We start from the raw sequence: 15,139 nt of genomic DNA, 5'->3' as shown, positions 1-15,139 counted from the left end.
TCTGGAACGTACCTGAACCGGCGCCTGTCAGGACACATCGGAGGAGCGCAGGCTCTTCGCCACCCCGTCCGCCAGACTTTCGATGCGGGCGGCCGCCGTGTGAATGGCGCGCGACAGCTCCTGTTCGTTCTGGCTCAGGTTGTCGAGCGCGGTGAGCTGCTGCTTCTTGGCCTCCGCCAGCTCTTCTTCGAGCCGGGCAACCTTGCGCTCCAGCTCCGACAGCTGGTCGGTCGCCATGATACCCGCCATCACGGTCAGCCGCTGGTCGCCAATCTCTCCGAAGGCTCCCTTGAGGTCTCCGATCCAGCCATCGAAGCGGCTTGCAAGGCCCATCAGCCGCTCCTCTTCGCCGTCGTCGCAGGCCATGCGAAAGGATTTTCCGTTTATCGTGACCGAGATTTGCGCCATCGGGGATCAGCCTCCATGCGCGTCCAGAACGCTGCGAATGGTCTCCATCGCCGAAACGAGCCGGCGTGAGACGTCCTTGTTGGCTTCCTCCAGACGGGACGCCCTCGCCTCGCTCTCGTCCAGGGAAGCGGCCAGTTGCGACCGGTCCTCTCCGAGCCTTTGCAAATCGTCCTGAAGGGAGTTCAGGGATCTGTCAGCGTCCATGCGCCGCTGCACCGCCGTTTCCAGATGACCCACCGCCGCTTCCAGGCGTTTGACGGCATCGGCAAGACTCGTCTTTTCCACGCAATCAGTTTCCGCCATTACGTCAGCTTGTCCCCCAGGTCTTTTCGTGGCGGCACCGTCGTTACCTGTGACCTGCATTACGTCACATCGTCGGACGAATCTCTGCGCGTTCCCAGGCGCGCTTGCCGAATTCCCGCACGCGTTCCGTATAAAGGTGCCCCCACCCGGCGTCTCGCGTTCAATCAAAGTTTATGGCGAGTTTGAAAATCATTCTTGGAGCGATGAGCTTAGGCATCGCATAATCTCGCAGTCAATGCGCCATCGTCAGAATCCTCAGTTCTATAACCCTGAAGGCGGGATTTTCGTCCGCGATCCTTTGCCGCTTTGCATCTCGTTTGGGTTGCCGCCAGATTTGTTGACTCGCTGGCGGTTCCTGATATTTGTCTGGCGCCCGAACCCAAACGGCAACAGTGGTTTTTGAGAAATCCACCCCACAAAATTCCGAACCGGGCGGTCCGCTCTGGTGAAGGGGCTCCAAAGCAAGCGACAGGAAGACGATGACCGATCTTGAAAAACACCAGCGCATGGCGAACGCGATCCGCTTTCTTGCCATCGATGCCGTGGAGAAAGCCAAATCCGGCCATCCCGGATTGCCCATGGGCGCTGCCGACATCGCGACTGTCCTGTTCACCGAGTTCCTGAAGTTCGACCCGACCACTCCGGACTGGTCGGACCGCGACCGCTTTGTCCTGTCCGCCGGCCACGGCTCCATGCTCCTCTACAGCCTGCTTTATCTCCTGGGCTACGAGGACTTCTCGCTGGACGAATTGAAGAATTTCCGCCAGCTCGGCGCCCGCACGGCCGGTCACCCGGAATACGGTCACGGCGCCGGTATCGAAACCACCACCGGCCCGCTGGGACAAGGCCTCGGCAATGCCGTCGGAATGGCGATCGCCGAACGCCTCCAGGAGGAGCGGTTCGGCGCGGACCTCGTCGATCACTACACCTATGTTCTGGCCGGTGACGGCTGTCTTATGGAAGGCATCAGCCAGGAGGCCCTGTCTCTCGCCGGCCACCTGAAACTGAACAAGCTGATCGTCATCTGGGACGATAACGGCATTTCCATCGACGGCAGGGTCGAAATCACCGATTCCACCGACCAGCTCGCCCGCTTCGCCGCATCCGGCTGGAACACGCTCAGCGTGGACGGCCATGATCCGGAGGCGATTGCCGCCGCGATCCGGCAGGCGCAGGCCAGCGACAAGCCGTCGCTGATCGCGGCCAAGACAACGATCGGCTTCGGCGCGCCGACCAAGGCAGGCTCCTCGAAGGTCCACGGCGCGCCGCTCGGCGCAGAGGAAATCGCGGGCACCCGCGAAGCCCTGAACTGGCCGCACGAGCCTTTCGAAGTCCCGAGCGACATCCTGGATGCCTGGCGCATCGCGGGCCTCCGCTCCGCCCAGGCGCACAAGGACTGGCAGAAGCGGTTTGCCGACGCCGATGCGGAAACCCGCGCAGAATTCGACCGCCGCAACCGGGGCGACCTGCCCGCAGGCTTCACCCAGGCGATACTGGACTACAAGAAGAAGCTCGCCGACGAACAGCCGACCATGGCGACGCGCAAGGCCTCCGAAGCCGTGCTGACCGTCATCAACGAGGTCGTGCCGGAAACCATTGGCGGCTCCGCCGACCTGACCGGTTCCAACAACACCAAGACGCCGCAGACCGAACCCGTCACCCCGGACGACTTCTCCGGCCGCTACATTCATTACGGCATTCGCGAGCACGGCATGGCGGCCGCCATGAACGGCATGGCGCTGCACCGCGGCCTGATCCCCTATTCCGGTGGCTTCCTGATCTTTTCCGATTATTGCCGTCCGTCGATCCGTCTGGCGGCCCTGATGGGGCAGCGCGTCATTCACGTCATGACCCACGATTCCATCGGTCTTGGCGAAGACGGACCGACACACCAGCCGGTCGAGCATTTCGCGGCTCTGCGGGCCATTCCGAACCTCGCATTCTTCCGGCCGGCCGACATCACCGAGACGCTCGAGTGCTGGCAGCTCGCACTCGAAGCCAAGGACGGACCGGCGGTCCTGGCTCTGACCCGTCAGAACCTGGCCTCCCAGCGCAAGACCTTCGAGGAAGCCAACCTGTGCGCCCAGGGCGCCTATGTGCTGATCGACAGCGAGGAAGACGCCGCCGTCACGCTGTTTGCCTCCGGCTCGGAAGTCGAGATCGCCGTGGACGCCCACAAGGAGCTGACGGCGGAAGGCATCGCGGCGCGCGTCGTCTCTGTCCCCTCCTTCGAGTTGTTCGAGGCCCAGTCCGACGACTACAAGGCGGCTGTCATCGGCGCGAGCCCGGTGAAAATCGCGGTCGAAGCCGGTATCCGCATGGGTTGGGACCGTTTCATCGGCGCGGACGGCACCTTCATCGGCATGACCGGCTTTGGCGCAAGCGCGCCTTACAAAGAGCTTTATGAGCATTTCGGCATCACCAAGGAGGCGGTCGTGGCCGCGGCGAAGGCAAAGCTCGGAGCATAATTCGGATCGTTTCCCGGCAGCATCAGTCCCCCAAATGCCGCCGGGATCACTGAGCACGTCGTGCTCATTTCAGCGGCCACCTGTGTGGCTTTCCAATCGGCGCCGGAGTACGGCTGAGCGTCGAAGAACGCGGGAGTGAAATATGGTAACCAAGGTAGCAATCAACGGGTTTGGCCGCATCGGCCGCAACGTCCTGCGCGCCATCGTCGAATCCGGGCGCACCGACATCGAGGTCGTGGCCATTAACGACCTGGGCCCGGTCGAGACCAACGCGCATCTGCTGCGCTACGACAGCGTTCACGGCCGGTTCCCGGCGGAAGTCGTCGTCGAAGGCGACACCATCTCCGTCGGTGGCGGCAAGCCGATCAAGGTCACCGCGATCCGCGATCCGAAGGACCTGCCCTGGGGCGAACTCGGCGTCGAAGTCGCGATGGAATGCACCGGCATCTTCACCGCCAAGGAAAAGGCCGCCCTTCATCTTGAAGCCGGCGCGAAACGCGTTCTTGTCTCCGCGCCGGGCGCCGGTGCCGACAAGACCATCGTCTACGGCGTGAACGACAACGCTCTGACGGCGGACGACCTTGTGGTTTCCAACGCGTCCTGCACCACCAACTGCCTGTCGCCCGTCGCCTATGTCCTCAATGAGGTCGTCGGCATCGAGAAGGGCTTCATGACGACGATCCACTCCTACACGGGTGACCAGCCGACCCTGGACACCATGCACAAGGATCTTTACCGCGCCCGTGCCGCGGCCATGTCCATGATCCCGACCTCCACCGGCGCCGCCAAGGCCGTCGGGCTGGTTCTGCCGGAACTGAACGGCAAACTGGACGGTGTCGCCATCCGCGTTCCGACGCCGAATGTTTCCGTGGTCGATCTCAACTTCATCGCCAAGCGCGAGACCTCGGTCGAAGAGATCAATGCCGCCATCCGCGACGCCGCCAACGGCAAGCTGAAAGGCATTCTCGGCTATACCGACGACAAGCTGGTCTCGATGGACTTCAACCACGACAGTCATTCGTCGGTCTTCCATTGCGACCAGACGAAGGTCATGGACGGCACTTTCGTGCGTATCCTGACCTGGTACGACAACGAGTGGGGCTTCTCCAACCGTATGGCCGACACGGCCGTCGCCATGGCCAAACTGATCTGAGCAATGGCTCGGCCGGACAACATCCTACGCTAGCGCGAAAGGCGGATGCGGAGAGCCGCATCCGCCTTTTTTATCCCGTCGGAAGCCGGAGGCCCGCGTGATCGAACTCCTCACCGTCATATCCCTCACCGTCGTGTGCGCGGTCGTTCCAGGCCCCGACTTCGCGGTCGTCCTGCGCAACGCCCTGACCGGAGGACGTCTGGCCGGGATCATGACCGCGCTCGGCATCGGCCTTGCGCTGGGGGTGCATGTGACCTACGCCCTCGCGGGTATCGGCCTGATCGTCTCCCAGTCCATCTTTGTGTTCAACGCACTGAAGCTGATCGGCGCGGCCTATCTCGTGTTTCTTGGGCTGACCATGTACAGGAGCGCGTCCAAAGAAATGCCGTCCGGCACGGCCCTCGAGACCATGCCACCGCTGAAGGCGTTGCGCTGGGGCTTCTTCACCAATGTGACGAACCCCAAGGCGACGCTGTTCGCGCTGAGCGTCTTCCTTCAGGTCACGTCCCACGCCACTCCGCTCTGGATCAAGATCGGTTACGGCGTCATCATGGCTGGCGGTGTCTTTCTCTGGTTCGTGCTTGTGACGATGTTTTTCACGCTTCCCTCCGTGCGCCAGCGCTTCACCCGTGCCAAGCTCTGGCTGGAACGTTCTTTCGGCGTGCTCCTGACTCTCTTCGGCATCGGTATTGCCGTCTCCACGAATTCTTCCCGTTCCTGACAAGAGGTGCCCACCATGGCTTTCAAGACTCTCGACGACTTGACTGATATTGCCGGCAAACGCGTTCTGGTCCGCGTTGATCTGAACGTTCCCATGGACGGCGGCAAGGTGTCCGACACGACCCGGATCGAGCGGGTGCTGCCGACGATCCGCGAACTTTCCGAAAAAGGCGCGAAAGTCGTTCTTTTGGCCCATTTCGGCCGCCCAAAGGGCGAGCGCGTCGCGGACATGTCCTTGGCGCCCGTCGCTCCGGCTGTCGCCGGCCTCCTCGGCAAGCCTGTCGCATTCGGCGATGACTGCATCGGCGAGGCCGCGGCAAAAGCGGTCGCCGCGATGAGCGACGGCGATGTCCTGCTTCTGGAGAACACCCGCTACCACAAGGGCGAGGAAAAGAACGATCCGGACTTCGCCAAGGCGCTTGCCGAAAACGGCGACATCTATGTCAATGACGCCTTTTCCGCCGCCCACCGGGCACACGGCTCGACAGAAGGCATCGCGAAACTGCTTCCGGCCTATGCCGGACGCACCATGCAGGCCGAGCTGGAAGCGCTCGGGTCCGCGCTCGGCGAGCCGGTCCGCCCGGTCCTGGCCGTCGTCGGCGGCGCGAAGGTCTCTTCCAAGATCGACCTCCTGGAAAACCTCGTCTCAAGGGTCGACATGCTGGTGATCGGCGGCGGCATGGCCAACACCTTCCTCGCGGCCAACGGCGTCGACGTCGGCAAGTCCCTGTGCGAGCACGACCTGGCGGACACCGCGAAGAAGATCATGGCGGCCGCGGACAGGGCCGGCTGTGAAATCGTGCTTCCCGTCGATGCCGTCGTGGCAAAGGAATTCAAGGCCGGCGCGGACAACGAGACCGTTGCGCTCGACGCCGTTCCGGCGGACGGCATGATGCTCGACGTCGGTCCGGCCTCCATCGCAACGGTCGCCTCCAAGATCGATGCCGCCAAGACCCTGGTCTGGAACGGCCCGCTTGGCGCCTTCGAAATCGAGCCCTTCGACAAGGCGACGGTGGCGGCCGCCAGACACGCTGCCGAAAACACCAGGGCCGGCAAGCTCAACTCCGTTGCCGGGGGCGGCGACACGGTGGCCGCGTTGAACCACGCCGGCGTCGCGGAGACTTTCTCCTATGTCTCGACCGCCGGCGGCGCTTTCCTGGAGTGGCTGGAAGGCAAGGACCTGCCCGGGGTTACCGCACTCGAAGGCTGAGCGCGCAGCTGACAGGTGCAATACCTCGCAAACTCGAGGCGCCCGGTCTTTTCGGCCGGGCACCCGGATCAGGTCCTGTTCGTAATTCTGGGCCAACCCTCGGATTTAGTTCGAAATTCACATTTACTAAGCTTCGCCTTTTTAGGCACAGCACTGTATTTAAATTGATTTAGGTGGAGTCCCCCCTCTTTCATCGCCGGAAAATCTTGTTAGAACCTCCCTACCCTGACGCACTGCAATACCCGTGACGCTTGTCCGCGCGAATTGAAGGCGTGAAACGGAACAGAAACTGGGAGACTTGAGATGGCACGCATTACCCTACGCCAGTTGTTGGACCACGCCGCTGAACACGACTACGGCGTACCCGCTTTCAACATCAACAACATGGAACAGGCCCTGGCCATCATGGCCGCCGCCGACCAGACCGACGCTCCCGTTATCATCCAGGCCTCCCGCGGTGCCCGGTCCTATGCCCACGATGTGATGCTCAAGCACATGATGGACGCCGTCGTGGAAATCTACCCGCATATTCCCGTCTGCGTTCACCTGGACCACGGCAACGCACCGCAGACCTGCATGACCGCCATCCAGGCCGGCTTCACCTCCGTGATGATGGACGGCTCCCTGGAAGCGGACGGCAAGACGCCCGCCAACTGGGACTACAACGTCGGCGTCACCAAGACCGTGACCGACATGGCCCATCTCGGCGGTATTTCCGTCGAAGGCGAGCTTGGCGTGCTCGGCTCTCTGGAGACCGGCATGGGCGACAAGGAGGACGGCCACGGCGCCGAAGGCAAGCTCAGCCACGACCAGCTCCTGACCGATCCGGAAGAAGCGGTCAAATTCGTTCAGGAAACCAAGGTCGACGCGCTGGCCATCGCCATGGGCACCAGCCACGGCGCCTATAAATTCACCCGCAAGCCGGACGGCGAGATCCTGGCCATGAGCGTGATCGAAGAGATCCACCGCCGTCTGCCGGACACCCACCTCGTCATGCACGGCTCCTCTTCCGTGCCGCAGGATCTGCAGGACATCATCAACCAGTACGGCGGGGAAATGCCGCAGACCTGGGGTGTTCCGGTCGAGGAAATCCAGCGCGGCATCAAGAACGGCGTGCGCAAGGTCAACATCGACACGGACAACCGGATGGCCATGACCGGCCAGATCCGCAGGATCCTCAGCGAGAACCCGGCCGAGTTCGACCCGCGCAAATACCTGAAGCCCGCCCGAGACGCGATGCAGAAACTTTGCGTCGCGCGTCTGGAAGCTTTCAACACCGCCGGCCAGGCCTCCAAGATCAAGAAGATCGTCACCCTGGCTGACATGGCGGCCCGCTATGCAGACGGCAGCCTGGACCCGAAGGTGGGCTGAATCGCCTGCCGACGGTCTGCCGTTTCATTCACTTTGTTGAGAGAGGGGCCTTGCGCCCCTCTTTTTCCGTCTTTAGAGCACCTTTATCGTTCTATCAGACCAGAACAGGACCGCCGCAGTGAACCGCCCCCGCCTCTTTCTTGTGACACCGCCGGAATTCGACACCGCGGATATGGCCGAAAAGCTCAAAAAGGCTTTCGCCGGCGGAGACATCGCATGTGTGCTGATCTACATGCCGGGCGCGGGCACGAAGGAAGTGCAAAGCGCCGCTGAAACCCTCGTCCCCATCATTCAGGACGGAGGCGCGGCCGCCATCGTCTACCGGGACAGCCAGGCCGCCGGACGCTGCGGTGCCGACGGCGTGCATGTCGACACCTCCCTGGAAGATGTCAAACTGGCCGTGGAGAGCTTTCAGCCGGAGCGTATCGTCGGCACCGGCGGCACGAAACTGAAGCACGACGCCATGGAATGGGCCGAAACCGGCGTCGACTATATTCTCTTCGGCGTCCTCGGCCTTGAGGAAAAGGAAAGCGCGCACGCCAAGACCCTGACCCTGGCCGCCTGGTGGTCGGAGCTTTTCGAGACCCCTTGCGTCGCCCTAGCCGGGAACAGGCTCGAAACCCTTGGAGACGTCGCCGCCACCGGGGCCGACTTTGTTGCGCTGAAGGACGCCGTTTGGCAATCTGGCGAAGAGATCGCATCTGTGGTTTCGCAAGCCAACCGCATTCTGGAGGCTCACCCGTTCGCCGAGGCCGAGTAGAGTTCGGTGAGGATCCGGATTGCAGAAATTTCATCGGGATGCCGAAAATTCGCCAAGTCTGAACGGTAAGGGATGGTCATGCGTTTGAAACATCGACAACGGCCTGCCCCGGACCGACAAGAACCGCACGCGTCCCGCGAGACGTATAGCGGAGCGTTTCGCGTTTTCCAGCCGCTGCGGGCTTGGCTGCACATCCCGCTCGCGTTGGCCTGCCTGCTGGTTCTTCCGACGGATCTGTCCGCGACCGAACAGGACCCCGGCGGGGCGCCCGAACAGGAAGAGGCCGGTCAACTGCCGCTGCTGATCGATGTCACCACCAAGGACAAGACGCTATCGAGCATCGTCGACGCCGGCCCGCCCAGGCTGGAGGAAGGCCAGAGCGCCACGTCGGAGACCGCCTATTCCGCTTTCCAGCGCGGCTGGTATCTGACGGCGGTCGGCCTTGCGACACCGCTGGCCGAAAAGGGCGACACGCCCGCTCAGGCGCTTCTCGGGGTTCTCCACGAGGCCGGGCTCGGGATCAAGCAGGACAAGGCCAAGGCCGCCGACTGGTATTCCCTGGCGGCCGCGAAGGGCGACACCGGATCGGCGATGCAATTGGCGCAACTCTACCTGCTCGGCACCGGCGTCGAGACCGACAAGAAAAAAGCCGCCGACCTGTTCGAACAGGCGGCCGCCTCCGGAAACCCGTCCGCGCTTTATAATCTTGCGCTGCTTTACCAGGAGGGCGACGGCCGGCCCTACAATGAGGAAAAAGCGCGTGAACTGCTGGAAGAGGCCGCCCAGTTGAACGACCCGGAGGCGCAATACGCGCTTGCGCTATCCTACATCGAATCCCAAAGCGGCCTGAACGATCCAGGCCAGGGGGCATTCTGGATGGGCCGGGCGGCGCGGCGCGGTCACACATCCGCGCAGGTCTACTACGGCATCATGCGCTTCCAGGGCAAAGGCGTCGACCCCAACGAGGCGGAAGCGGCCGACTGGTTCGAGCGCGCGGCGGCCTCCGGCAATCCCGTCGCTATGAACCGGCTGGCGCGGATCTACGCCCACGGCCGGGGTCGCGAACAGGACTTCGCCGCCGCCGCTGGCTGGCACCTGATGGCCCGCTCGCTGGGTGTAAGCGACCTGTCGCTGGACAGCATGGTCGAAAGCCTTGACGAAACCACCTTGGAGGAAGCGCGCAAACTGGCCGAACGCTATTCGGCGACACTGATGGCGCCTTCTGCGGATCCGGCTCGGGAGTCTCCCTAGTCTTGCCTGCCTCTACGGCCTTTCCAGACCGGCAATCGTAAGCACAATTTCCTTTTTTCCTTGAAACCCTCCCGCTTTTGTGGTGGACAGGCGCGAGCGAATTCTGGCCGCGGTCAATGCTGACGGCCACACTGTTTCAAGATCCAAACAATCGAAAAGTCGGTCGTTCCATGAAAATCAACGGAAACGAAATCAAGCCCGGCAACGTGCTTCAGCATCAGGACACCCTGTGGGCCGTTGTCAAAGTCCAGCACGTCAAGCCGGGAAAAGGTGGCGCCTTCGCCCAGGTCGAAATGAAGAACCTGCTCGACGGCCGCAAGCTCAACGAGCGTTTCCGCTCCGAAGACAAGGTCGAGCGCGTACGTCTTGAGCAGAAGGACTTCCAGTACCTTTACACCCAGGACGACATGCTGATCTTCATGGACACGGAAACCTACGAGCAGCTCGAGCTTCAGGCCGATTTCGTCGGCGACCGCGCCGCGTTTCTCCAGGACGGCATGATGGTGACCGTGGAACTCCACGAGGAGCGCCCGATCGGCATCACCCTGCCTCAGCACGTCACCCTTGAAATCAGTGAAGCCGACGCGGTGGTCAAGGGCCAGACCCAGTCCTCCTCCTACAAGCCGGCGCTCATGGAAAACGGTGTGCGCGTGATGGTGCCCCCGTTCATCACCGCGGGCGAGAAAATCATCGTCGACACCGGCACTCTGGAATATGTCCGCCGCGCGGACTGACCTGCCCGCAACGCACCAGTAATCCGGCAGGCCCGGCCCTTCCGGGCATGCCCAACAACAAGTGACAGTCAATGGCGCGCACAGCTCTCCTCAATGTTATGGTCCAGGCCGCGATCAAGGCCGGACGCAGTCTGGTCCGCGATTTCGGCGAAGTGGAAAACCTGCAGGTATCCCGAAAGGGGCCCGGTGATTTCGTTTCCGCCGCCGACCGCAAGGCGGAGGAAATCGTGCGCGCGGAACTGACGAAGGCCCGGCCGACCTACGGCCTGGTCATGGAGGAAAGCGGCGAGGTCGAGGGTACCGACGGCCAGCACCGCTGGCACATCGACCCGCTTGACGGAACCACCAACTTTCTGCACGGCATCCCGATCTTCGCCACGTCGATCGCCCTGGAACGGGCGGGCGAGATCGTCGCCGGTGTGATTTTCAATCCGGTCATGGACGAACTCTACACCGCCGAACGGGGCCGGGGCGCCTTCCTGAACGACCGGCGCCTCCGGGTTGCCGGACGCTCCGAGCTTCCCGAGATGGTCTTCGGCACCGGCCTGCCTTTCATCGGCGTTGGCGATCACGGGCGGACCCTGCGCGAATTGCGCCACATCATGCCGGAAGTCGCCGGAATCCGCCGCGCGGGCGCCGCGGCCATCGACCTGGCCTGGACCGCCTCGGGCCGCCTGGACGGCTACTGGGAGCGCGGTCTCAATTCCTGGGACATCGCGGCAGGCATTCTCATGGTGAAGGAAGCCGGCGGCTTCGTCAGCGACCTTGCCGGCAAGAACAAGATGCTGGACAGCGGCGACGTCGTCGTCGGCAATGAGGACGCCCACAAGCACCTCCTCCGGCTCTTGAAGAAAGCCGAGGCTCCGGCGGCCTGAGGCGGCGCCCGTCTCGAAAAACTCAAGCGTTCAGTCGTTACGGGCAACCGGCCCAGGGCAGGCACTCAGGCCGGCACGGCGATTTGCGACAGGTTGGCGGTATATTGCCCCCCTCCGTTGCCGCGCGCGTCGACTTCCAGAGAAAGATAACTTCCAGTCGTGTATTGAGTGGCCTTTGTCAGAACTTCGAAAAAGGTCGTACCTTCCGGTTCTGTCAAAAAGGTGTTGAACTCAAAGGCCCCATTGCCTCGATAAAATCCCGTAAGCGTTTCGGCACCGAGGCTCTGGCTCATGTCCAGACTGTACATTTCGACGGGAAATGCACTCTTTGGAAAACCTTTAAGTGTCACCAGTTCAACGTTGACCAGTTGACTGCCTTTATTCTGCGGCCCCGTGCCGGGGAAGAAGGTCATGTCGCGGAACCTGTAGGCAAAAATCAACGTCTTGGTCGTGTCGGACCGGACGACGCGGCTTTGGAGCGCTCCCTTGATTCTGCCTCCGGACCCGGTCGGGCCATTCGTCCCGTCAGGGGGCGAATACTGACCCGCATCAAAGGGAATGACTTCGTCATAGACAACCGTGCCGCCAAGGTCAGTGCTGCTGACGTCCTTAACGTGCAGGACATCGAAGCCTTCAAAGTCAAACTCCGTCGGCCCGGGTCGCAAGGTTCCATTCAAGGGAGTTAAACCCGGTACAAAGGCTGCCAGGCTCGGGGTCTCAAAGGTAAAAGTTTTGCGCGTCATGATGGTACCGCCATAATTCAAAAAGGAGAATTCAGGACCGCCTTCCAAAAAAATGCGACAGCCCCGGCAGAAAGGCTTGATCCGCGAGACGGACCGACACCTTCTTACCTAAGGGAAGATCGTCACTCCGAATTCAATTTCAAGTGGAAGACAAGCCCTGGACGCCAAAAATGGGACACGCTTTATCGGGAAGGTGTCGCCAACGCATGTATTTTCCAAACCGGGAACCAGATAACGAGAGCCCATGCCTCCTCCCGAATTTCCCGCTTTCCAACGCTAATTCGGGCATGAGCCGCGAATTGAGGTTTCCAAGCCGTTAAAAATCACGCTATCAATCGGTTACCCTTCAAACAGGTGATTGATAGCGCAATATGGCCCGTGAATTCGACCCCTACAGCCTGTCCAGTCCGAAGGCGTATCTGACCTTCATGATCATCTTTCTGGTGATCGTCGCCTTCATTGCCTTCATCCTGTTCCCGCAAATATCCACCGCCTTCATGAGCAACCCGGGCCTCAACGGCCTGATCGTTTTGGTCGGTGTTTTCGGTATCCTGCTGCTCTTCGGCCGGGTCATCCGGCTCTTTCCAGAAATTTCCTGGGTCAACAGCTTCCGGATCGGCGACCCGGCGCTCGACACCAGATCGCCGGTTCTGCTGGCGCCCATGGCGGCCCTTCTGGCCAACAAGGCCGGCGACATGGCGCTGACACCGACCACCGCCCGCTCCATTCTTGATTCCATCGGCACGCGCCTGGAAGAATCGCGGGAAATGTCGCGCTATCTGACCGGCCTGCTTGTGTTCCTCGGCCTTCTCGGCACCTTCTGGGGCCTGCTTCAGACCGTCTCCTCCGTCGGCGCGACCATCCAGTCCCTCGACGTCGGCTCGGGCGACGCGAATGTCATCTTCGAGGACCTCAAGGCCGGGCTGGAAGCGCCTCTGTCCGGCATGGGCACCGCGTTTTCCTCGTCCCTTTTCGGCCTGACCGGATCGCTGGTCCTCGGCTTTCTCGATCTTCAGGCGGGCCAGGCTCAGAACCGCTTCTACAACGAGCTGGAAGACTGGCTTTCCACGGTCACCGACATCGACCCGGAAGAAGGCATGTTCGGCGCCACCGAGTCTCCGGGCGTCGAACAGATCCAGGCCTCGATCCAGTCGCTGCAAAAGACCATCGAGGAGGGCGGCAGCAAGACGGCCTCCCAGGCCATGGCCAATCTGGCCGAAGGCATTCAGGGTCTGGTCAAGCACGTGCGCTCCGAGCAGCAGATGATGCGCGACTGGGCCGAGTCCCAGAGCGAGCAGCAAAAACGCATCGAAGGGCTTCTTGCCTCCATTTCGGCCGCGTTCGACCGGGCAAAGGAGTGACCGCCATGTCCGGATGCCAGTGGGGAGCCGACTAGATGGCAAGCCTTCGCGCCCGCCGCCGCGGCCAATCGACGGATTACTGGCCCGGCTTCGTCGATGCCATGGCGACCCTGCTTCTGGTCATCATTTTCCTTCTGTCGATCTTCATGATCGCCCAGTTCTTTCTCTCCCAGCAGCTTTCCGGCCGAGATACCGTGCTCAACCGGCTGAACGCCCAGATCAGCGAGCTGACCGAACTGTTGGCGCTGGAGCGGGCCAGCTCCGGCGAACTCGAAGACACCATTCTCGGTCTGCAGGCCAGCCTCAGCGACGCGCAGGCCGAACAGACACGCCTTCTCGGCCTCCTGGAAAGTAGCTCGAGCGAGGCGGACGCCGCCGGCGGGCAGGCAAGCCGTCTTGAGAACCTCCTCGACGACGAACGTCAGGTCAGCCAGGAGGCGCTGGCCCAGGTGGAACTCCTCAACCAGCAGATCGCCGCCTTGAGACGCCAGATCGCCGCCGCCAACGCGGCGCTGGAAGCAGCGGAAGCCAAGGAAGAGCAAAGCCAGGCCAAGATCGCGAGCCTGGGTCGAAGGCTCAACGCCGCGCTCGTCCAGCGCGTTCAGGAGCTCTCCCGCTATCGCTCCGATTTCTTCGGCCGCTTACGGGAAATCCTCTCCCAGCGGTCCGACATTTCCGTGGTCGGCGACCGCTTCGTGTTCCAATCGGAAGTGCTGTTCGATTCCGGCTCGGAAGACATCAATCCGGCCGGACAGACCGAACTCGACAAGCTCGCCGAGGCGATCCAGGAACTGAGCCTGCAGATCCCCGACGAGATCAACTGGGTTCTCAGGGTCGACGGCCACACAGACGCCCGTCCGCTCTCCGGCACCGGCCGCCTGCGTAACAACTGGGAACTCTCAGCCGCCCGCGCCATTTCCGTGGTCCGCTATCTCATCGAGAAGGGCGTCGACCCCAAACGGCTGGTCGCCGCCGGCTTCGGCGAGTTCCAGCCTCTGGAAGAGGGCGAAACGCCCGAGGCGCTGGCGAAGAACCGGCGGATCGAGCTGAAGCTGACGGAGCGGTGAGAGTCGCGGGCTCGTCTCCGTTCGCCGCTATCCTGCAGAACAGCAGGCCCCACCGTAAAAGCGTTTTTCCGCATTACCGGTAAAGCGGTTTGCCGCCGGTGAGATGACGGTTGAGATCCGGATCTGGCCGGCCGGATTGACGGGTTCTTGCCCGTGACCGATAAACCATGACGAAGCGGAAAGAGAGGCATGCGACACTGAGTCTTCCAGACAGCATGCTTTTTGCACTGCAATAAACGTGTGCGGCGACCGGCTTCGGGAACCGGAAGGCGGTCACTGCCAATTCAAAATTTCCGCGAACAAAATCTAAGGATCCTGTCATGAGCGAAGTCGAAAACTGGAACCCGCAGCAGGTCTACGATGCCTTGAAGGCCGGCGAGATCGTGCTCATCGATGTCCGTACTCCGCCGGAATACATGATGGAACACATCGATGGCTCTCTCCTGATGCCGATGGCCTTTTTCGATGCCGCATGCCTGCCGAGCCAGATCGGCAAGCGCATCGTGTTTCATTGCGGGTCGGGCGTGCGCTCCGGCAAGGTCGCCCAGGCCGCCCTTGCGGCGGGCATCACACCGATTGCCCATCTGGAGGGCGGCTTCGCGGCCTGGAAAGCCGCTCAAATGCCCTACCGAGGCATCGACATGTCGACCGGCGCTCCGAAGCTGATGCCATGACTACGGAAACCGACATGCCTGTTCGATAACCCGCTTCGGCG

Annotated in this window: 15 protein-coding genes; 12 read left to right on the top strand and 3 right to left on the bottom strand. The window is 62.1% G+C overall.

What is annotated here, in order from left to right; genetic code table 11:
• Positions 1-27: 27 nt before the first annotated feature.
• The gene (locus JF539_RS19165) at positions 28-408 is read right to left on the bottom strand and encodes a cell division protein ZapA (protein WP_207142314.1); all 381 of its coding nucleotides are present in this window, start codon (positions 406-408) and stop codon (positions 28-30) included.
• Positions 409-414: 6 nt separating this feature from the next.
• On the bottom strand, positions 415-711 hold the full coding sequence (locus JF539_RS19160) for a DUF4164 domain-containing protein (RefSeq protein WP_207142313.1): 297 nt from the start codon (positions 709-711) through the stop codon (positions 415-417).
• A 479-nt stretch (positions 712-1,190) separates the two neighbouring features.
• Here JF539_RS19160 and tkt point away from each other — a divergent pair, with 479 nt between their 5' ends.
• The 9 genes from tkt to JF539_RS19115 all read left to right on the top strand — a co-directional run bounded on the left by tkt (position 1,191) and on the right by JF539_RS19115 (position 11,253).
• The gene (gene tkt / locus JF539_RS19155) at positions 1,191-3,179 is read left to right on the top strand and encodes a transketolase (RefSeq protein WP_207142312.1); all 1,989 of its coding nucleotides are present in this window, start codon (positions 1,191-1,193) and stop codon (positions 3,177-3,179) included.
• Between the two features lie 142 nt (positions 3,180-3,321).
• Positions 3,322-4,332 (top strand): type I glyceraldehyde-3-phosphate dehydrogenase, encoded by a 1,011-nt coding sequence (gene gap / locus JF539_RS19150; protein ID WP_207142311.1) that lies wholly within the window; start codon positions 3,322-3,324, stop codon positions 4,330-4,332.
• Positions 4,333-4,429: 97 nt separating this feature from the next.
• The gene (locus tag JF539_RS19145; RefSeq protein WP_207142310.1) at positions 4,430-5,053 is read left to right on the top strand and encodes a LysE family translocator; all 624 of its coding nucleotides are present in this window, start codon (positions 4,430-4,432) and stop codon (positions 5,051-5,053) included.
• A gap of 15 nt (positions 5,054-5,068) precedes the next feature.
• Positions 5,069-6,262, top strand: coding sequence for a phosphoglycerate kinase (locus JF539_RS19140; protein WP_207142309.1), 1,194 nt, complete (start codon positions 5,069-5,071; stop codon positions 6,260-6,262).
• 303 nt (positions 6,263-6,565) lie between these two features.
• Complete coding sequence (gene fba / locus JF539_RS19135; RefSeq protein WP_207142308.1) at positions 6,566-7,633, top strand: class II fructose-bisphosphate aldolase; 1,068 nt, start codon at positions 6,566-6,568, stop codon at positions 7,631-7,633.
• Positions 7,634-7,718: 85 nt separating this feature from the next.
• Positions 7,719-8,393 (top strand): thiamine phosphate synthase, encoded by a 675-nt coding sequence (locus JF539_RS19130; RefSeq protein WP_207142464.1) that lies wholly within the window; start codon positions 7,719-7,721, stop codon positions 8,391-8,393.
• 78 nt (positions 8,394-8,471) lie between these two features.
• Entirely contained in the window at positions 8,472-9,644 is a 1,173-nt protein-coding gene (locus tag JF539_RS19125) for a tetratricopeptide repeat protein (RefSeq protein WP_209017426.1), read from the top strand.
• Positions 9,645-9,814: 170 nt separating this feature from the next.
• Positions 9,815-10,378 carry an elongation factor P gene (gene efp / locus JF539_RS19120; protein ID WP_207142307.1) on the top strand — a complete coding sequence of 188 codons (564 nt, stop codon included), beginning with the start codon at positions 9,815-9,817 and terminating at the stop codon, positions 10,376-10,378.
• A gap of 71 nt (positions 10,379-10,449) precedes the next feature.
• Positions 10,450-11,253, top strand: a complete 804-nt coding sequence (locus tag JF539_RS19115; RefSeq protein WP_207142306.1) for an inositol monophosphatase family protein — start codon at positions 10,450-10,452, stop codon at positions 11,251-11,253.
• A 65-nt stretch (positions 11,254-11,318) separates the two neighbouring features.
• Here JF539_RS19115 and JF539_RS19110 read toward each other — a convergent pair whose 3' ends face one another.
• Positions 11,319-11,996 carry a hypothetical protein gene (locus tag JF539_RS19110; RefSeq protein ID WP_207142305.1) on the bottom strand — a complete coding sequence of 226 codons (678 nt, stop codon included), beginning with the start codon at positions 11,994-11,996 and terminating at the stop codon, positions 11,319-11,321.
• Between the two features lie 371 nt (positions 11,997-12,367).
• On the opposite strand from JF539_RS19110, the gene JF539_RS19105 reads away from it, so the two are divergent.
• From JF539_RS19105 to JF539_RS19095, 3 genes are all read left to right on the top strand, one after another.
• Positions 12,368-13,357: a flagellar motor protein MotA gene (locus JF539_RS19105; protein ID WP_207142304.1), complete on the top strand. Its 990-nt coding sequence runs from the start codon at positions 12,368-12,370 to the stop codon at positions 13,355-13,357.
• Between the two features lie 35 nt (positions 13,358-13,392).
• The gene (locus JF539_RS19100) at positions 13,393-14,424 is read left to right on the top strand and encodes a peptidoglycan -binding protein (RefSeq protein WP_207142303.1); all 1,032 of its coding nucleotides are present in this window, start codon (positions 13,393-13,395) and stop codon (positions 14,422-14,424) included.
• Between the two features lie 320 nt (positions 14,425-14,744).
• Positions 14,745-15,098, top strand: coding sequence for a rhodanese-like domain-containing protein (locus JF539_RS19095; protein WP_207142302.1), 354 nt, complete (start codon positions 14,745-14,747; stop codon positions 15,096-15,098).
• Positions 15,099-15,139: the final 41 nt, after the last annotated feature.

The organism is Roseibium aggregatum, from assembly GCF_017309185.1.
In the GTDB taxonomy this organism is placed as follows: Bacteria; Pseudomonadota; Alphaproteobacteria; order Rhizobiales; family Stappiaceae; genus Roseibium; species Roseibium aggregatum_B.
Note: the sequence above shows the minus strand (reverse complement) of the source record. Positions and strands in the feature narration are given on the sequence as shown.